Annotated in this window: 18 protein-coding genes and 1 pseudogene; 9 read left to right on the forward strand and 10 right to left on the reverse strand. The window is 60.1% G+C overall.

The features are described from left to right. Window positions 1–17: 17 nt before the first annotated feature. The gene (locus BUE92_RS20205; protein ID WP_073525917.1) at window positions 18–2,123 is read right to left on the reverse strand and encodes a putative bifunctional diguanylate cyclase/phosphodiesterase; all 2,106 of its coding nucleotides are present in this window, start codon (window positions 2,121–2,123) and stop codon (window positions 18–20) included. A 313-nt stretch (window positions 2,124–2,436) separates the two neighbouring features. On the opposite strand from BUE92_RS20205, the gene BUE92_RS20210 reads away from it, so the two are divergent. The 3 genes and pseudogenes from BUE92_RS20210 to BUE92_RS28190 all read left to right on the forward strand — a co-directional run bounded on the left by BUE92_RS20210 (window position 2,437) and on the right by BUE92_RS28190 (window position 4,121). Next, window positions 2,437–3,102 carry a polysaccharide lyase family 7 protein gene (locus BUE92_RS20210; protein ID WP_073525918.1) on the forward strand — a complete coding sequence of 222 codons (666 nt, stop codon included), beginning with the start codon at window positions 2,437–2,439 and terminating at the stop codon, window positions 3,100–3,102. Window positions 3,103–3,420: 318 nt separating this feature from the next. After that, window positions 3,421–3,623 (forward strand): annotated as a pseudogene (locus tag BUE92_RS20215) (fructose-bisphosphate aldolase). A 150-nt stretch (window positions 3,624–3,773) separates the two neighbouring features. Continuing rightward, the gene (locus BUE92_RS28190) at window positions 3,774–4,121 is read left to right on the forward strand and encodes a hypothetical protein (RefSeq protein WP_143170010.1); all 348 of its coding nucleotides are present in this window, start codon (window positions 3,774–3,776) and stop codon (window positions 4,119–4,121) included. Between the two features lie 114 nt (window positions 4,122–4,235). Here BUE92_RS28190 and fba read toward each other — a convergent pair whose 3' ends face one another. The 6 genes from fba to tkt form a co-directional block, all read right to left on the reverse strand. Then, window positions 4,236–5,300 (reverse strand): class II fructose-bisphosphate aldolase, encoded by a 1,065-nt coding sequence (gene fba, locus BUE92_RS20220; protein ID WP_003177554.1) that lies wholly within the window; start codon window positions 5,298–5,300, stop codon window positions 4,236–4,238. A gap of 123 nt (window positions 5,301–5,423) precedes the next feature. Further along, window positions 5,424–5,756 carry an MliC family protein gene (locus BUE92_RS20225; protein WP_054898180.1) on the reverse strand — a complete coding sequence of 111 codons (333 nt, stop codon included), beginning with the start codon at window positions 5,754–5,756 and terminating at the stop codon, window positions 5,424–5,426. 60 nt (window positions 5,757–5,816) lie between these two features. Then, the gene (locus tag BUE92_RS20230; protein ID WP_073525920.1) at window positions 5,817–6,044 is read right to left on the reverse strand and encodes a hypothetical protein; all 228 of its coding nucleotides are present in this window, start codon (window positions 6,042–6,044) and stop codon (window positions 5,817–5,819) included. A gap of 31 nt (window positions 6,045–6,075) precedes the next feature. After that, entirely contained in the window at window positions 6,076–7,239 is a 1,164-nt protein-coding gene (locus BUE92_RS20235; RefSeq protein WP_003194956.1) for a phosphoglycerate kinase, read from the reverse strand. 17 nt (window positions 7,240–7,256) lie between these two features. Next, entirely contained in the window at window positions 7,257–8,312 is a 1,056-nt protein-coding gene (epd, locus tag BUE92_RS20240; RefSeq protein WP_003194958.1) for an erythrose-4-phosphate dehydrogenase, read from the reverse strand. A gap of 169 nt (window positions 8,313–8,481) precedes the next feature. Further along, window positions 8,482–10,479 carry a transketolase gene (gene tkt / locus BUE92_RS20245; protein ID WP_073525921.1) on the reverse strand — a complete coding sequence of 666 codons (1,998 nt, stop codon included), beginning with the start codon at window positions 10,477–10,479 and terminating at the stop codon, window positions 8,482–8,484. A gap of 259 nt (window positions 10,480–10,738) precedes the next feature. Between tkt and BUE92_RS20250 the strand changes: the two genes are divergently transcribed. From BUE92_RS20250 to BUE92_RS20270, 5 genes are all read left to right on the forward strand, one after another. Then, the gene (locus BUE92_RS20250) at window positions 10,739–11,734 is read left to right on the forward strand and encodes an ArsR/SmtB family transcription factor (RefSeq protein ID WP_073525922.1); all 996 of its coding nucleotides are present in this window, start codon (window positions 10,739–10,741) and stop codon (window positions 11,732–11,734) included. A gap of 19 nt (window positions 11,735–11,753) precedes the next feature. After that, window positions 11,754–12,944 carry a methionine adenosyltransferase gene (gene metK, locus BUE92_RS20255; protein WP_003194964.1) on the forward strand — a complete coding sequence of 397 codons (1,191 nt, stop codon included), beginning with the start codon at window positions 11,754–11,756 and terminating at the stop codon, window positions 12,942–12,944. Window positions 12,945–13,156: 212 nt separating this feature from the next. After that, window positions 13,157–13,507, forward strand: a complete 351-nt coding sequence (locus BUE92_RS20260) for a DUF1090 family protein (RefSeq protein ID WP_073525923.1) — start codon at window positions 13,157–13,159, stop codon at window positions 13,505–13,507. A gap of 95 nt (window positions 13,508–13,602) precedes the next feature. Next, a complete protein-coding gene (gene ligB, locus BUE92_RS20265) occupies window positions 13,603–15,267 on the forward strand; it encodes an NAD-dependent DNA ligase LigB (protein ID WP_073525924.1) in 1,665 nt (554 codons plus the stop codon). A 36-nt stretch (window positions 15,268–15,303) separates the two neighbouring features. After that, window positions 15,304–15,699, forward strand: coding sequence for a DUF1090 domain-containing protein (locus tag BUE92_RS20270; RefSeq protein ID WP_073525925.1), 396 nt, complete (start codon window positions 15,304–15,306; stop codon window positions 15,697–15,699). Between the two features lie 6 nt (window positions 15,700–15,705). Here BUE92_RS20270 and BUE92_RS20275 read toward each other — a convergent pair whose 3' ends face one another. Continuing rightward, window positions 15,706–16,155 (reverse strand): c-type cytochrome, encoded by a 450-nt coding sequence (locus tag BUE92_RS20275; protein WP_073525926.1) that lies wholly within the window; start codon window positions 16,153–16,155, stop codon window positions 15,706–15,708. Between the two features lie 128 nt (window positions 16,156–16,283). On the opposite strand from BUE92_RS20275, the gene mltA reads away from it, so the two are divergent. Continuing rightward, window positions 16,284–17,477, forward strand: coding sequence for a murein transglycosylase A (gene mltA / locus BUE92_RS20280; protein WP_073525927.1), 1,194 nt, complete (start codon window positions 16,284–16,286; stop codon window positions 17,475–17,477). Window positions 17,478–17,624: 147 nt separating this feature from the next. On the opposite strand, the gene BUE92_RS20285 is transcribed toward mltA, so the two are convergent. Both BUE92_RS20285 and BUE92_RS20290 read right to left on the reverse strand, forming a co-directional pair. Then, window positions 17,625–18,011: an MAPEG family protein gene (locus BUE92_RS20285; protein WP_073525928.1), complete on the reverse strand. Its 387-nt coding sequence runs from the start codon at window positions 18,009–18,011 to the stop codon at window positions 17,625–17,627. A gap of 29 nt (window positions 18,012–18,040) precedes the next feature. Continuing rightward, complete coding sequence (locus BUE92_RS20290) at window positions 18,041–18,874, reverse strand: EamA family transporter (RefSeq protein ID WP_073525930.1); 834 nt, start codon at window positions 18,872–18,874, stop codon at window positions 18,041–18,043. Window positions 18,875–18,934: the final 60 nt, after the last annotated feature.

Consider the following 18,934-nt stretch of genomic DNA (forward strand, 5'->3'; position numbering starts at 1 on the left):
GCGCCAGTGTAGCGAATTCAAAGCGCGCGAGGGTACGACCAGCCGGCAACGTCCTCGGCCATCAACGGCAGCGCCGCCCACGGCCCCTGGATATGGGCGCAGCCATTGGCCTTGAGCCACTGGGTTTGCTCAAGGGTCTCAACGCCTTCGGCGATCACCAGCACACCAAAATGCTCACACAGCTGGATGATGCTGCGCGCCATTGCCGCATCCCGCGCCGAGCCAGGCAGGCGCGCCACCAGTTGAGGGTCAAGCTTGAGGGTGTCGAACGCCAAGTCGCGCAAATGGGCCAGGGAGCACTGGCCGCAGCCAAAATCGTCAAGGGCAATCCGCACCCCGATCCGGCGCAGTAACTGGAGTTGCTTGGTAGACTCGGCAAGATTACTCATCAAGCAGTCTTCGCCGATTTCCACCTCCAGTTGCCGCGCCTGTAACCCATGCCGCTCCAGCATCTGCTGCAATTGGTTGGCCAGATTGGGCATGTTGAACTGGTTGCTGCTCAGGCTCACACTCAACACCAGTTCGGGGTCGAAGGTGGCTTGCCAGGCCTGGCGCTGGGCGGCGACTTGCTGGTAGATCCAGGCACTCAACTGATTGATCAACCGCGCCTCTTCCAGCAGCGGCAAGAACAGGCCCGGCGGCACATCGCCGACGCTGGGATGTTGCCAACGCAACAGCGCCTCGACGCCGCGCAAACGCCCGTCCTCCAGGGAGACCTGAGGCTGGTACACCAAGGTGAAATCCTTGTTGGCAATGGCGGTACGCACACTGTCTTCCAGCATCAACCGCGAGCGGGCGCGGCCGTTCATTTCCTGGTCGTAGTAACGATACTGCTGACGGCCGGCGCGCTTGGCTTCGTACATGGCAATGTCCGCGGCCCGTAGCAGGCCGCTCAAGTCCGAGCCGCAATCCGGGAACGTCGCGATGCCAATACTGACCCCAAGCATCACCTCCAAACCATCGACCTGCTGGCACACAGATACCCGCTCGATGAGCTTTTCCGCGATCTTCGCGGCCTGCTCGGGAAACTCCAGCTCCAGCAACGCGGTGAACTCATCCCCGCCCATGCGCCCGAGAATGTCATAGGAACGCAGGCACGCCTGCATTTGCTCCGAAACCCAACGCAGCACGCGATCCCCGGCGTCGTGGCCCAACGTATCGTTGACCCGCTTGAAGCCATCCAGGTCCAGGTACAGCAATACCAGCGCCTGCTCGCTACGTTCGCTGCGCAGCAACGTATTCTCCATCGCCTGATGAAAACCGCGCCGGTTCAGCAGCCCGGTCAGCGGGTCGGTCACGGCCTGGAACTCCAGTTGCTGGTGCAGATGCCGTACTTCGGACATGTCCAGCACTGTCACCACCATCGCCTTCTGCTCGGCAGGCAGAGGCGCGCAGGACAACGCCACCGGCACCTGCTGGCCCCGACCGGTGCGCAAAATGGCGTCGTGTTGGCGCCACGTCTCGCCCCGGCGATACGCCTCGTACATGGGAAAGCCCAACCAGGCTGGCACATGGGGCTTTTGCAGGAAGCTGAGGAAACTCTCGCCCTGCAACTCAGCCATCGTCGCATTCAACAGCCGGGAAATTGCCGGGTTGGCGTACTCGATCACACTGTTTTCGCTCACCACCAAAATGCCCTCGGCGGCGTTATCCAACACCGAGGCATTAAAAGCGCGGGCCAACTCCAGGTCATGGCTCAGGCGCTGCAAGGCACGGCGATTGCGCTGGTGCTCCAGCAACGCCTGCACCTTGGGCTTGAGGATGTGCGGGTCAAAGGGCTTGAACAGGTAGTCGATCGCCCCACTGGCGTAGCCTTCAAGCACCGCGTCGGGCGAATGGGCGGTGGCCGTCAGAAAGATAATCGGCGTCATGCGCGTGCGCTGGCTGCCACGCATCAGGCGTGCCACCTCAAAACCGTCCATCCCCGGCATGCGCACGTCCAACAGCACCAGGTCGACATCGTGGGCCAGCAGTAACTCCAAGGCTTCCAGGCCAGACGTGGCGGTGATCACACGCCAGTCGTCACGCTGCAACAGCGCACGCATGCTGACGAGGTTTTCCGGGTAGTCATCGACCACCAAAAGCACCGAGATTGCATCGCCGTGTTGTGGAGCGCCATCCATGCTACGTCTCTTCCTTAGGGAGCTGCACCGGTCACTTTTGCTACCAAGGCCGGATAAACACTGAGGGCTCACTCTAGCCGCGCGGCCAAAAAAGCAGAAGTGACGTGGGTGCCCTCATTGTGCCAAAGGCCAGGAAGCCGACTAACGGTAAGGTCCTGTAGCCCGCGGTTCACGGGCAACATGGCTTTTTGGCATTCCTTTGACGCCAATAAATTGCCAGCAATTGTTTAACAATCTCGCCAGCACCGCCTATAAAGAACCTGGAAGGCCCTCTGGGCCAATGCCTTCACCCTCTGTAAAAAAGGCCAACGCCATGATCGACCTCTCCACCTGGAACCTGAGCATTCCGGTCGGCTCCCCACCCACGACCATTGAAACATCAAGGCTGATGAGCGGCTTCAACGATCAATACTTCCAGGCCAAAGACAGCGACGTGCAGTTCTGGACACCTGTGACCGGCTCGCGCACCGCAAACGCCATCTACCCACGCAGCGAACTGCGCGAAACCTACGCCGACGGCCGCCTGCGCAACTGGACCTACCCCGAGGCCGACAACTTCCTGCGCGCCACCCTGGCGGTCAATCAGGTGCCCTCCTCCGGCAAGATCGTGATCGGCCAGATCCATGCCTATGACAGCCAGAAACCCTTGATCAAGCTGGAGTACCAATTCAAGGAGAAAACCCAGGCCGGCAACATCGTCGCCAAGGTGCGCATGCGCCCGGACGACGCCGAAAGCCAGGTGATCATCGTCGCCTCCAATGTGCCGCTGGAGAAGAGCTTCACCTATGTGATCAACCTCAACAAGGCCGGGCTGTTGAGCGTGTATGCCGCTGACAGTGAGTGGAATGAAAGGATTGGCGCGGCCTGGGGTGACAAGCCGTTGTACTTCAAGGCGGGGGTGTACGTGCAGGACAATACGGGCGACACGAATGAGGGGGCGCGGGTGACGTTTGCGAAGTTGGATATTGATCACGAGTGAATCGTCCCGTAATACACAGGATTTTTCCCGGATAAATCCAAAGTCTTAAACACACCGCTGCACCCTGTGGGAGCCGGGCTTGCCCGCGATGACGGCGTAACAACCAACATCGTCGGTGCCTGACACACCGCCATCGCGGGCAAGCCCGGCTCCCACATTGACCGTGCATCGGCTCAAGGTCCGGTGCGGGTCCTGCAACACCATTGCGACAAGCCAAATCGCCGCTTACAGTTCGCCCCGTCGCTGGCATTGATCGGCGATAGGGTTTCGCAGCCCTAACGATTTAGCCACTGCACAGAAACCGCCACCGACTACCCCGTGCTCCTCATCGACAGCGAAGCCCCACTGCTCGACCTCCACGCCTGCCTGCGCGAACGTCTTAACGCCGCTCTGGAACACCTCAACCTGATGGCTTGCTCCAGCCTGCCGGATTCCCCAAGCGAGACCTGAACAACGTGGCCAATACCGCACGCATTCTGGTTCAGGACGTCGGAAAACGCCCCAACTTGGCATACCCGTAATGGTTCAGACTGAGGTTATATGCGATATATCCCGCACCTCTATTCTTATAAATTATTAAAACCTGTCAACTTTAACAGGTGACGATCCCTATAAAAGAATTTAAATTTAGTTTGCACTTCATTTAAACCAATCAACCAAGGAGCATTATCATGACAATGCCTAATCCCATGGGGACATATGCCGGAGTAAAAGCCGCCAATACCAATCAGTATCTTTACTTGACAATTACAGGTGCAGACAGCCATACCGGTGACGTAACGGCACTCTACCATGACGGAGCCAGGGCCAATTCGATCAGCGGAACATATAAATTCGCTAATGCGGAAAAAGGAGGGCAAGCGAGGTTCGATTTGGCCAGCCCCCCAGGCGAGCAAGCGTCTTACAAATTTGTACTGGTTTCAAATCCAGTGGATATTTCCACCCCATTCGATACTTTAAGTGGAGATTACTGGCTGAATGGTGCCAGCCATCGCATAGACTTGAAAAGAACTTATTAGTTGATCGTCAAACGATGAGGACGACACAAAAAGATTAGCGGCTCAGCGACACCCTCTTTTACGTCTAACAAAAAAGCCCGCATCGCTGCGGGCTTTTTGTTAGACGCTTGAGGTTCAGTTCACCTTGGCATTCAACTCACCTTTCAAATACCGCTGGTACATCGCTTCCAACGAGATCGGCTTGATCTTCGAAGCATTACCCGCAGTACCAAAGGCTTCATAACGCGCAATACACACATCACGCATCGCCGTCACAGTGGCGCCGAAGAATTTACGCGGATCGAACTCGCTCGGGTTGGTGGCCATCAGGCGACGCATTGCACCAGTGGACGCCAGGCGCAGGTCGGTGTCGATGTTGACCTTGCGCACGCCGTATTTGATGCCTTCGACGATTTCTTCAACCGGTACGCCGTAGGTTTCTTTGATGTCGCCGCCGTACTGGTTGATGATCGCCAGCCACTCTTGCGGTACCGAGGAAGAACCGTGCATCACCAGGTGGGTGTTGGGGATGCGCTTGTGGATTTCCTTGATGCGGTCGATGGCCAGCACGTCGCCGGTAGGTGGCTTGGTGAACTTGTAGGCGCCGTGGCTGGTGCCGATGGCAATGGCCAGGGCGTCGACCTGGGTCTTCTTGACGAAGTCGGCGGCTTCTTCCGGGTCGGTCAGCATCTGGCTGTGGTCCAGCACGCCTTCGGCGCCGATGCCGTCTTCTTCGCCGGCCATGCCGGTTTCAAGCGAACCCAGGCAGCCCAGTTCGCCTTCAACCGATACGCCGCAGGCGTGTGCCATGGCCACGGTTTGTTGGGTGACGCGTACGTTGTACTCGTAGTCGGTTGGGGTCTTGCCGTCTTCGCCGAGGGAGCCGTCCATCATCACCGAGCTGAAGCCCAGTTGGATCGAGCGCTGGCACACGTCAGGGCTGGTGCCGTGGTCCTGGTGCATGCACACCGGGATGTGCGGGAATTCTTCGATGGCGGCGAGGATCAGGTGACGCAGGAACGGGGCGCCAGCGTATTTGCGCGCACCGGCCGAAGCCTGGACGATCACTGGAGAGTCGGTCTTGTCAGCGGCTTCCATGATGGCGCGCATCTGCTCAAGGTTGTTGACGTTAAAGGCTGGGACGCCGTAGCCGAACTCGGCTGCGTGGTCCAGCATTTGACGCATGCTGATAAGTGCCATTGTGTTGTCTCTCCCGGTCGAGGGTCGTTAATCGTGCAAGCCTGCCGTAGCGGCGGCTGCTATTCAAGTTATTGCAGATCAAGGGGTTGAGCTTGAGCTGCTGAATCGTTATTGCTACTGGGTTCAGTTGGCTTTGCAGCCGCGCCCAATCAAATCATCCGTCGCTACCCAGTAAACCAGGCCTTCCTCACCTTTGGTGTGAAACGCCAACTGGCCGTCGCTGTACAGCACGCCCGAAGCGGCTACCTCTTGCTTGAGACGGTAAACCTGGTCCGAACCGCCGAGGCGTACATCCACTTCGGAGCGGGCCTGGTTGGCAAAGCGCCAGTTGACCTCGGCTTTGCTGTCGCAGGTCCAGGTGGTCCATTTGTCGGCTGGCTCTGCCTTGTCGAACAGGTTCATGCTGCTGCAGCCGGCCAACAGGGCCAGGGCTGCCAGGGCGAAAACGCCTTTCATTGCCAATCCTCGCAGGGCGACCTGGGGCCACCGTTGCTATCGGTTAGTGGATCAGACCCGTCATGGGCAACCCTGTTCCTGACCGTTGGGCGCGGAGTCGTATTTCTCCAGCCGTTCGTTGCCGATGCGCTTGTTGATCACCGGCATGGTCTCGGCTTGCCAGTCAGCCTGGTAACAGCTTTTTCTCAACGGTGCCTTGGCGTTATCCGCCTCGGGCGCCGCGCTGGGTGTGCTGCCGCAGCCGGCCAACAGGCTCGCTGCGATCACCAGTGCCAACGACTTGATCATGGGAACGCTCCTTTTCCTGACCACGCGAGCCTTAACCTTTGGCTCGGGTTTCCAGCACTTCCACGGCTGGCAACACCTTGCCCTCGACGAACTCGAGGAAAGCGCCGCCACCGGTAGAAATGTAGGAGATCTGATCAGCCACACCATATTTATCGATAGCCGCCAAGGTATCGCCACCGCCAGCGATGGAGAACGCCGAGCTTTCAGCGATCGCTTTAGCCAGCACTTTAGTGCCGTTGCCGAATTGGTCGAACTCGAACACGCCCACCGGGCCATTCCACAGGATAGTCTGGGATGCCTTGAGCAGCTCGGCGAAGTTGGCTGCGGTTTGCGGACCGATGTCCAGGATCATGTCATCGTCGGCCACGTCAGCGATGAGTTTGACGGTCGCGGCGGCGCTTTCCGCGAATTCCTTGGCAACCACCACGTCCACCGGCAACGGCACGCTGACCTTGGCGGCGATGGCGCGGGCGGTGTCGAGCAAGTCTGGCTCGTACAGGGACTTGCCCACCGGGTGGCCGGCGGCAGCCAGGAAGGTATTGGCAATGCCGCCGCCGACGATCAGTTGGTTGCAGATCTGGCTCAGGCTGTTGAGCACGTCCAGCTTGGTGGACACCTTGGAGCCAGCAACGATAGCGGCCATTGGCTGGGCCGGAGCGCCCAGGGCCTTGCCCAGCGCATCCAGCTCGGCAGCCAGCAACGGGCCAGCCGCGGCGACCTTGGCGAACTTGGCCACGCCGTGAGTCGAACCTTCGGCGCGGTGGGCGGTGCCGAACGCGTCCATCACAAACACGTCGCACAAGGCGGCGTATTGCTGGGCCAGTTCGTCGCTGTTCTTTTTCTCGCCCTTGTTGAAGCGCACGTTTTCGAACAGCACGATATCGCCCGCTTTTACGTCCACGCCGCCCAGGTAGTCTGCGACCAATGGCACGTCACGGCCCAGGGCCTTGCTCAGGTACTCGGCAACCGGCTTGAGGCTGTTTTCGGCAGAGAACTCACCTTCGGTCGGGCGACCCAGGTGGGAGCAGACCATCACGGCCGCGCCTTTTTCCAGGGCCAGCTTGATGGTCGGCAGCGAGGCCAGGATTCGCGCATCGCTGGTGACAACACCGTCCTTGACGGGGACGTTGAGGTCTTCGCGGATCAGTACGCGCTTACCTTGCAGATCGAGGTCGGTCATCTTCAACACGGTCATGGGTCGCAGTTCCTGAATTACTGTTGAGGTTGTTTAGAAGCGATGTGCAGATAGTGTTCGGCAACATCCAGCATGCGATTGGCAAAACCCCATTCGTTGTCGAACCAGGCCAGGATGTTCACCAGCCTGGGGCCGGAAACGCGGGTCTGGCTGGCATCGACAATCGCCGAATGCGGGTCATGGTTGAAATCGCAACTGGCGTGGGGCAACTCGGTGTAGGCCAACAGGCCTTTGAGCGGGCCGCTGGTGGCGGCGTCGCGCAGGATCCGGTTGACCTCGGCCGCGTCAGTGTCACTGACGGTTTGCATGGTGATATCCAGGCAAGACACATTCACCGTCGGCACCCGTACGGCTTTGGCCTGGATTCGCCCGGCAAGTTCCGGCAGCAGTCGCTCGATGCCGCGCGCCAGGCCGGTGGACACCGGAATCACTGACTGGAACGCCGAACGCGTGCGCCGCAGGTCTTCGTGGTGATAGGCGTCAATCACCGGCTGGTCGTTCATTGCCGAGTGAATCGTGGTGATCGACACGTAATCCAGGCCGATCGCCTGATCCAGCAGGCGCAACAATGGCACGCTGCAGTTGGTGGTACAGGACGCGTTGGACACCAGCAGCTCATCGCCGGTCAGGCAGTCCTGGTTGATGCCGTAGACGATGGTGGCATCGACATCCGCCTCGCTGGCCATCGGCTGGGAAAACAGCACACGCGGTGCGCCGGCGTCGAGAAAACGCTGGCCATCGGCACGGGTGTGATAGACACCGGAACATTCCAGTACCAGGTCGACGCCCAGTGCTTTCCAGTCGATGCCTTCGGGAGTGGCACTGCGCAACACTTGTACGCAGTTGCCATTGATATGCAGACAATCGCCTTCAACCCGCACTTCGCCAGGGAAGCGGCCGTGGGTGGAGTCAAAGCGTGTCAGGTATTCGATGCTGGCCATGTCGGCCAGATCATTGATCGCGACAATTTCAAACCCGGCCGCCGCCCCTCGCTCGAACAGAGCACGCAAGACGCAACGACCAATGCGGCCGTAGCCGTTGAGTGCAACTTTGTAGGGACGCGGTTGAGGCATGGGGTTCTCGCATTGTGGGCGACACAAACCACTGTAGGAGCGAGCTTGCTCGCGAAGAACCTGAGAGCGCCGCGTTAAACCAGAAACGCTGCGTTATCGTTAACGATCTTCGCGAGCAAGCTCGCTCCTACAGTAGATGCGGTGACCAGTGGGCCACCGCGTTAGCGCTTTAGTCTTCCAGCAGCTCTTCAGCCTGACCCAGGATGTTTTCCAGGGTGAAACCGAATTCTTCGAACAACGCTGGCGCCGGCGCCGACTCACCATAGGTAGTCATGCCGATCACGCGGCCTTCCAGGCCCACGTACTTGTACCAGTAGTCGGCGTGGGCCGCTTCGATGGCGATACGCGCACTGACCTGCAGCGGCAATACCGACTGTTTGTAACCGGCGTCCTGGGCTTCGAACACGCTGGTGCAGGGCATGGACACAACACGTACGTTGCGACCTTGTGCGGTCAGCTTGTCGTATGCCTGAACGGTCAGGCCCACTTCGGAGCCGGTGGAGATCAGGATCAGCTCCGGCTCGCCGATGCAGTCCTTGAGCACGTAACCGCCACGGCTGATGTCGGCGATCTGCGCGTCGGTACGCACCTGGTGTTGCAGGTTCTGGCGCGAGAAGATCAGCGCCGAAGGGCCGTCCTTGCGTTCGATGGCATGTTTCCAGGCCACGGCAGATTCCACCGCGTCGGCTGGGCGCCAGCAATCCAGGTTCGGCGTGGTACGCAGGCTGGTCAGTTGCTCGACCGGCTGGTGCGTCGGGCCGTCTTCGCCCAGGCCGATAGAGTCGTGGGTGTACACATGGATCACACGCTTCTTCATCAGCGCCGCCATACGTACGGCGTTACGTGCGTACTCCATGAACATCAGGAAGGTCGCGCCGTAAGGCACCAGGCCGCCGTGCAGGGACACGCCGTTCATGATGGCGCTCATGCCGAACTCGCGCACGCCGTAGTACATGTAGTTGCCGCTGGCGTCTTCGGCCGAGACACCTTTGCAACCCTTCCAGAGGGTCAGGTTGGAACCGGCCAGGTCAGCCGAACCGCCGAGGAACTCAGGCAGCAACGGGCCAAAGGCGTTCAGGGTGTTCTGGCTGGCTTTACGGCTGGCGATGGTCTCGCCCTTGGCCGCGACTTCAGCGATGTAGGCCGAGGCCTTTGCCGAGAAGTCGGCAGGCAGGTCACCGGCCAGGCGGCGTACGAGCTCGTTGGCCAATTCCGGGAATTCGGCGGAGTACGCAGCGAAACGCTGGTCCCACTCGGATTCAGCCGCCTGGCCTTTTTCCTTGGCATCCCATTCGGCGTAGATATCGGCCGGGATTTCGAACGGGCCGTGGTTCCACTTCAGTGCTTCGCGGGTCAGGGCGATTTCCGCGTCACCCAGTGGGGCGCCGTGGCAGTCTTCTTTACCTTGCTTGTTCGGCGAGCCGAAACCGATGGTGGTCTTGCAGCAGATCAAGGTCGGCTGCGCGCTCTTGCGAGCGGTGTCGATGGCGATCTTGATTTCTTCCGGATCGTGGCCGTCGACGTTGCGGATCACCTGCCAGTTGTAGGCTTCGAAACGCTTTGGTGTGTCGTCGGTGAACCAGCCTTCGACTTCGCCGTCGATGGAGATGCCGTTGTCATCGTAGAAGGCAATCAGCTTGCCCAGGCCCAGGGTACCGGCCAGGGAAGCGACTTCGTGGGAAATGCCTTCCATCATGCAGCCATCACCCAGGAATACGTAGGTGTGATGGTCAACGATGTCGTGGCCAGGGCGGTTGAACTGCGCGCCCAGCACTTTTTCCGCCAGGGCGAAACCAACGGCATTGGCCAGGCCTTGGCCCAGGGGACCGGTGGTGGTCTCGACGCCTGGGGTGTAGCCGAACTCCGGGTGGCCCGGGGTGCGGCTGTGCAGCTGACGGAAGCTCTTGAGGTCGTCGATGGTGACGTCGTAGCCGGTCAGGTGCAGCAGCGAATAAATCAGCATCGAGCCGTGGCCGTTGGACAGCACGAAGCGGTCACGGTCGGCGAACGACGGGTTGCTCGGGTTGTGTTTCAGGTAGTCACGCCAAAGTACCTCGGCGATATCCGCCATGCCCATCGGGGCACCGGGATGGCCGCTGTTGGCTTTTTGCACGGCATCCATGCTGAGGGCACGAATGGCGTTGGCACGCTCACGACGGCTGGGCATCGCTGATCTCCTGGAGTTTGCTGAAAAGAAACGGAAAAAAGGACCGGCATTTTCCCTCAGCCACCGCCTGCGGGCAATGACAGATAGTCACTTGAGGGCGTTTTTCCTGTGCTTTGGGCATCAATCCCTTGCAGAAACCTTTAACCGGTTCGTCTAAAGGCTATAGCGCCGGCTTATAACCGCCACTTATCGTTCAATATCAAAACTTTTTGATATTGACCTTGCGGGGATCTACACCCGTCACTAGACTGCTGGCCTTATGAACCTACCCGTGCCCTCCCTGCGTCCTGACGACGGCGATGAACTGGCTGCCTTGTGCAAGGCCGCTGGCGATCCGTTGCGCTTGAACGTATTGCGCGCACTGGCCAACGACTCTTTCGGGGTACTGGAGCTGGCGCAGATCTTCGCCATCGGCCAATCCGGCATGAGCCATCATTTGAAGGTGCTGGCCCAGGCCGACCTGGTGGCCACCCGTCGCGAAGGCAATGCGATTTTCTACCGGCGCGCCCTGCCCCATACCGAACTGCTTGGCGGCAAATTGCACGCTGCCCTGCTCGACGAAGTGGATAACTTGTGCCTGCCCGGCGATGTGCAATCGCGCATTGGCCAGGTGCACGGGCAACGCGCCGCCGCCAGCCAGGACTTTTTCTCACGGGTGGCCGATAAGTTTCGCGCCCAGCAGGACCTGATCGCCGGCTTGGCCCAGTACCGCGAAAGCGTACTGGCACTGTTGGACAAGCTGAGCTTCAGTGAAGAGGCCACGGCCCTGGAAGTCGGCCCTGGCGACGGCGGTTTCCTGCCCGAACTGGCGCGCCGCTTCGAGCAGGTGACGGCGCTGGATAACAGCCCGGCGATGCTTGAACTGGCGCGCCAACTCTGTGAGCGCAAAGCCTTGGGCAATGTGCGCCTGCAGTTGGCAGACGCCCTGAGTGACACCAGCCTGCGAGCCGATTGCGTGGTGCTGAACATGGTCTTGCACCATTTCGCCGCACCGGCAGAAGCCCTCAAGCAAATGGCCGGGTTGCTGCACCCCGGCGGTAGCCTGCTGGTTACGGATTTATGCAGCCACAACCAGAATTGGGCCAAGGAGGCCTGCGGTGATCTCTGGCTGGGTTTTGAACAGGACGATCTGGCCCGTTGGGCCACCGCTGCGGGACTCGTTCCCGGGGAAAGCCTCTATGTAGGTTTACGTAATGGTTTCCAGATTCAGGTCCGCCATTTTCAGCGACCGGCTGGCGACACTCACCATCGGTAAATATCAGGAAAACATCGAGATGAGCGAATACTCCCTTTTCACCTCCGAGTCCGTGTCTGAAGGGCATCCGGACAAAATCGCCGACCAGATTTCTGACGCGGTGCTGGACGCTATCATCGCTGAAGACAAGTTCGCCCGTGTGGCGTGCGAGACGCTGGTGAAAACGGGCGTGGCGATCATCGCCGGCGAAGTCACCACCACTGCCTGGGTCGACCTGGAGCAGATCGTGCGTGACGTGATCACCGACATTGGCTACAACAGCTCCGACGTTGGCTTTGACGGTGCGACCTGCGGCGTGATGAACATCATCGGCAAGCAATCCCCGGACATCAACCAGGGCGTTGACCGGGCCAAGCCTGAAGACCAGGGCGCCGGCGACCAGGGCCTGATGTTCGGCTACGCCAGCAACGAAACCGACGTACTGATGCCCGCGCCGATCACCTTCTCGCACCAGCTGGTACAACGCCAGGCCGAGGCGCGTAAATCCGGCGTACTGCCATGGCTGCGCCCTGACGCCAAGTCCCAGGTGACCTGCCGTTACGAAGGCGGCAAGGTCGTGGGTATCGACGCTGTTGTGCTGTCGACCCAGCATAACCCCGATGTGTCCTACGCCGACCTGCGTGAAGGCGTGATGGAACTGATCGTCAAGCACGTGTTGCCTGCCGAGTTGCTGACCAAGGACACCCAGTTTCACATCAACCCGACCGGCCAGTTCATCATCGGTGGCCCCGTGGGCGACTGCGGCCTGACCGGCCGCAAGATCATCGTCGACAGCTACGGCGGCATGGCCCGTCACGGCGGTGGTGCATTCTCCGGCAAGGACCCTTCCAAGGTTGACCGCTCTGCGGCTTACGCCGGTCGTTATGTGGCCAAGAACATCGTGGCTGCCGGCCTGGCCGAGCGCTGCGAAATCCAGGTTTCCTACGCCATTGGCGTGGCCCAGCCTACGTCGATCTCGTTGAATACCTTCGGCACCGGCAAGATCAGCGATGACAAAATCGTCAAGCTGGTGCGTGAGATCTTCGACCTGCGCCCTTACGCAATCACCACCATGCTCGACCTGCTGCACCCGATGTACCAGGAAACCGCAGCCTACGGCCACTTCGGCCGCACCCCTGCGCAGAAGACTGTGGGTGATGACACCTTCAGCACTTTCACCTGGGAAAAAACCGACCGCGCCAACGACCTGCGTACCGCCGCCGGCCTGTAATCGTTCGCGGTAAATAAAGCCCCGCCAGGTCTGCCTGGCGGGGCTTTTTGTTGCCCGCAGGGCCACTTCGGGCTTTTTTGGATCCAAGGCTTGCAGGCCAAATGATGGCCCACTAGAATCCGCGCCCTCTCGGGCCCTTCACCTTATTTGGATATTGCACTGCGCCCGCCCGGGATGGACTAGCGCGCAGGCAATCGAACATTGAGGTTTTCATGCGCATTTCCACGCTCGCCCCTGCCGCCCTTCTGCTCAGCCTGTTCACCCTGTCGGCCCAGGCCGCTGACCTGAACGCTCTGAGCGGCGCCCTGAGTTCCCAGCTCGGTGGCGGCAATGCCGGCGACTGCCAGCAGCAACCCAAAGACCTGCAAGCCAAGATCGACGCGGCCAATGCCAAGAACGATCTGCTGAAAGTGCGGGCATATGAGGCTGCGCTGGAGCAGGTCAACAAAGCTTGCAACAAACTCGCCGACAGCCAGGCAAAAGTCGACGCCAAGCAGCAAAAGCAGCAGGCCAAGACTGAAAACAACGACGCTGTGAAGGCCTTGGGCGGCCTGTTCAAGTAAACAGAAATACCCGGTAAAAAGCCCCGCTCGGTCGGGGCTTTTTTGTGGGCGCGTGGATCACTTAGGCTGGGCCCCCTTTTCGAGCAAGGATGCTCATGATGCACGTTTTACTGGCTGTTCTCATAAGTACCGTGCCAGCCTGGGCATGGGCCGAAACCTGCCCCGATGACGTTCACTCACAGCTGGAAACCCTGTCCAGGCAAATCCAGCAGTGGGACGACAGCTACCATCGACAGGGCCAAGCCCTGATCAGCGATGAGCTCTACGACCAGGCCCGCAAACGCCTGGCGCATTGGCAGGAATGCACTCGCGAGCAAACACCCAAGGCTGATAACCCGCTGGCCAGTGCGCGCGGCACCTTACCTCACCCGGTCGCGCACACTGGCCTGCAGAAGCTGCCGAGCGAACCGGCCGTCAGTGACTGGCTCAGCACTCGACAAGATGTCTGGGTCCAACCCAAGGTCGATGGCGTTGCGGTGACACTGGTGTATCGCCAGGGCCGCTTGCATCAGCTCATCAGTCGGGGCGACGGCCTGCTGGGCCACGATTGGTCAGCCTCCGCCGTCAAGATCCCCGGCATTGTCCAACAGCTGCCCGACGCCGTTGATGTGGTGTTGCAAGGCGAACTCTACTGGCGCCTCAACCACCATGTGCAATCGCTCAAGGGCGGGCTCAATGCACGCAGCAAAGTGGCTGGCCTGATGAACCGTCGTCAGTTGAGCGATGCCGAGGCTGCCGGGATCGGCCTGTTTGTCTGGGCGTGGCCCGACGGCCCGGCGGACTTCACCGAACGCCTGGCCATCTTGGCGCGCTGGGGCTTCACCGATAGCCAACATTACAGCCAACCCGTCGGCACCATCAGCGAAGCCGCGCATTGGCGCACGCATTGGTACAACGCGCCATTACCCTTCGCCAGCGATGGCGTGGTGCTGCACCAGGCTGCGCGAGCGCCCGCCGAGCGCTGGCAAGCCAGTGCGCCTTACTGGTCGGTTGCCTGGAAGTACCCGACTATCAAGGCACTGGCCCTGGTGCGCAAGGTCAAGTTCAGGGTCGGACGTACCGGGCGTATTACACCTATTCTCGAATTGGAGCCCGTACGGCTGGATGATCGGCAGATCAGCCGAGTGAGCGTCAGCTCCCTGAAACGCTGGCAAGCCCTGGATATCCGCCCCGGCGATCATGTGTCGATCAGCCTGGCGGGCCAGGTCATACCGCGACTGGACGAGGTGATCCTGCGCAACGAGACCCGCGTGGACGTGCAGGTACCCGCCCCTCAAGACTTTCACGCCTTGAGCTGCTGGCAACTGGACCCTGGCTGCGAAGACCAACTGCTCGCCCGCCTCACCTGGCTGAGCGGCAAACACGGCCTGGCCTTGCCCCATATGGGCCGTGAAACCTGGAACGTATTGATCCAGGCCGGTCTAATCGCAAGCTTTCTCGATTGGTTGACCCTGGATGCGACCGAGCTTGCTACCATTGAAGGCTTAGGCGAGCGTACCCGCGCGCGGGTGCTCGACAGTATTCAAAGCGCCCGGCAACGCCCTTTTTCACTATGGCTCAAGGCCTTGGGCGTGCCGCCTGCGGCGCGCAACAACCTGGAAGGGGACTGGCAGACGCTGGTCGCCAAAGACACCCAAGCCTGGCTGGCCTCAGACGGCATCGGCCCGGGACGCGCAGCGCAACTCAGCGCTTTTTTTCGCGACCCGCAGGTACAAGCCTTGGCTGAAACATTACGCGTAGCCGGGATAGATGGGTTTTGACCCCCCGGCCACCTGATTGCGAACTTGGAGCCTTATATGAAATTTCTCGCCCCCTTTGCCTTTCTGACCGTCGCAAGCTTCATGGCCACGCCGCTGTTGGCCGCCGAAGACGTACAACCCCTCACTGGCTGCGCCGCCAAGCGCCAGGCCATCAGTAGCCAGATCGAACAGGCCAAGGCCCACGGTAACAGCGCCCAACAGGCCGGCCTGGAAAAAGCCCTGGCCGAAGTTACTGACCACTGCACCGATGCCGGCTTGAAGAAAGAACGTGAAAACAAGGTGCTCGACGCCAAGCATGAAGTCAGCCGCCGTCAGGCCGACCTCGACAAGGCCATGAAAAAAGGCGACCCGGACAAGATCAACAAGCGTAAGGAGAAGCTGGCCGACTCGCGTAAAGAGCTGCAGGACGCAGTGGAAGAACTCGACCAGTAAAACCGGTCAATGATCGCGGAATTGTTTATGGCAGGCGCTGCAGGCATCTTCAACTTTTTGCACCGCCGGTTGCAGGTTGCTGGCCTTGTAGGGCTGCACTTGGCTGGCGATCACCAATTCACCGGTGGCCGCCTCAAGATCGCGGGCCAATTGTTGGAACTGCGCCTGTTTTTGCCACACATCATCTTTGGCACTGGTGTGGTCTTCTTCGCGTACGCTCGGGAAATGTTCCCACGGCTCATGGGACAACGCATCCAGTTTGACCGCACCCTCGGCGAACGTGGCGCCGTCAAATGGGATACGCCCGCGCAGCATCCCGCCAAGGTCTTCACCGGTCTTGAGCATCTGCTTGAAGATCGCCTTGCGCTGGCCCAGGGGGGAATTGGGATCAACGCCGCCACAGGCAGACAAAGCCAGGCAGGCCAGCAATACAACGGTCAGTTTTTTTAACATCATCATGGCTTCAAGGTCACGGGAAACGGCGGCCAGTATCCTCGCACCGCCCACAAAGACCAATAGCCCTATTAACAATAAGGTTGCCCGGATGCAGTGAAGCGCGGGCAATCGTTTCAGGAATTGCTTGCATGAATGTCACCTTCAAACCCTGGGGCCGCCGCCTGGCTTGGGCTCTGCCAATGTTCGCGCTACTGGCTGGCTGCGATGCCGGTAAAGACACCGACAAAGAAGTCGCCCAGGAGCCAACCAAACCTCACGCCGTTGCCACCTATGTGAGCGCACCGTGGGAAGCCCTGCCGAGCGTTTCCGACAGCGACTTGCTCGCCGGGTTTGAATCCTGGCGCAGCGCCTGCCAGCGCCTCAAGGCCGACCCGATCTGGGGCCCGACCTGCGCGACAGCGGCCAGCGTACCGGGCGATGCCGTAGCGGTTCGTAGCTTTCTCAAGGAACACCTGGATGTCTTCGGCCTGCGTTCGGCCAACAACACGCCAAACGGCTTGATCACGGGTTATTACGAGCCGGTCTACCCCGGAAGCCTGACCAGGACCGCCACCGCCCACGTGCCGGTATACGGCGTGCCGGACGACCTGATTATCGTCAACCTCGAAAGCATCTACCCGGAGCTCAAGGGCAAGCGCCTGCGCGGGCGCCTGGAAGGCCGTGTGCTCAAGCCGTATGACGACGCCAGCACCCTCAACAGTCAAGGCTCCACTGCCAAGCCGATCGCCTGGCTGACCGACCCGATGGACCTGCAGTTCCTGCAAATCCAGGGCTCGGGGCGTATTCAACTGGCCGGCGGGCGCCAACTGCGTGTGGGTTACGGCGACCAGAACGGCTACCCGTACCGCCCTATCGGCCGTTGGCTGGTGGAACAAGGCGAACTGAAAAAAGAAGACGTGACCATGGGCGCCATCAGCGCCTGGGCCAAGGCACACCCACAGCGTATTCCTGAACTGTTGGCGAGCAACCCCAGCTACGTATTCTTCAGCGCCCGCCCCGACAGCAACGAAGGCCCACGCGGTTCGCTGAACGTGCCATTGACCGCTGGCTATAGCGTGGCGGTGGATCGCAAGGTGATTCCGCTGGGCAGCCTGCTGTGGTTGTCGACCACCACGCCGGACGGCACGCCACTGGCACGCCCGGTTGCAGCGCAGGACACCGGCGGCGCAATCACCGGCGAAGTGCGTGCAGATTTGTTCTGGGGCACAGGCGATGCCGCAGGCGAGTTGGCGGGGAATATGAAACAGCAAGGGCAGATCTGGATGCTGTGGCCCAAAGGCGCAGCGTTGCCCCAGGTGCCGGATGCGCCTGCCGGAACCTGACAGCCGCTTAGGGGCTTGCCCTGATCCCATGTAGGAGCGAGCTTGCTCGCGAAAAACTCATAGGCGCCGCGTTTATTCAGCAAGCACGCGTTATCGTTGACGTCTTTCGCGAGCAAGCTCGCTCCTACATTAGGGCCTGCCGCATCCTCAGATCGAAACGAAGAAGAAACTCGCAATCAACGCCATACCCACTGTCCACACCAGCGAACGCAAGATCGCCCAATCCGCCAGGTAGCAAATGATGTACAGCAGGCGGCTGGTGATAAACAGCACTGCCAGTACATTGATGGTCACCAGTTCGGCATTGCCGGCCAGGTGCGCAACGAGCACTGCGGCGGCAAACGCAGGGGTCACTTCGAAACTGTTGAGTTGCGCGCTATGGGCGCGTTTGGCGACGCCTTCCAGGGTATCGAGGAAGGCACGCGGGTCGTGGTTATCCCGTACCCCGAACTTGCGTGTACTGAACTTGGCCACACCGGTGCAAATGTACGGCAGAAAGATTGCGATCAATACACACCATAAAGCGACTGTCATCACCGATTCCTTTTAGTTTTATCCGACGGTTAGAGTTTCATCACCAACATGCCAATCAACACCAACCCACAGGCTATGAGCCGTGGACGGCCAAAAGGTTCTTTCAAGTAACGCATGCCGAACAGCACCACCAGGATCACACTGACTTCACGCAGGGCGGCGGCTTCGGCAATCGAGCCCAACTGCATGGCCCAAAGTACCAAAGCGTAGCTCAACAATACGCACAGCCCCACGCTCAACCCCAACCGCCACTGGGTGCGCCAGAACAGGCTGAAGGCTGCACGCTTGCGCACCAGCGCCAGCAACGGAAACGGCCAGGCGCTGATCAGCGTCAACCACACCAGGTAATCCAGCGGGGGCGACCAACGCCGCAGCGCCTGCCCGTCCAGAAAGGTATAGCAGCCGATGCACAGACCAATCAACAACACCACCGGCAGCATCGACCAGGGCAACCGGTCACCGCCGCCGCCCTGCCACAGCAGGCACACCATGCCGAACGGAATCAGCAGGATTCCCAGAATCTGCTGGGTGCTCAGCACTTCGCCGGCAAACACCAGGGTCAGCACCAGCACCACCAGCGGCGACAGACCGCGCATCAACGGGTACACCAGGCCCAGGTCACCCACCCGATAGGCCTGGATCAACAAATAGCGATAGAGCAATTCAAACAGCGCAGAGGCCATGATCCACGGCCAGATGTCCAGCGGCGGCGAGGACACGAAGCCCACCGCGAATACCACGAACAACAGCGCCACACTGTCCATGCAGGCAATGACTAAAAGGCGCTCGCCACTGAACTTGATCAAGGTGTTCCACGTCGCATGCAACAGCGCCGCTACCAGCACCAGGGCTGTCGCTACCACCAGAACCTCCTTAATTGATACGCCATGTAACAGCACATGTTTATACTAAAGACTGATTCG

Source organism: Pseudomonas fluorescens (assembly GCF_001902145.1).
In the GTDB taxonomy this organism is placed as follows: Bacteria; Pseudomonadota; Gammaproteobacteria; order Pseudomonadales; family Pseudomonadaceae; genus Aquipseudomonas; species Aquipseudomonas fluorescens_BV.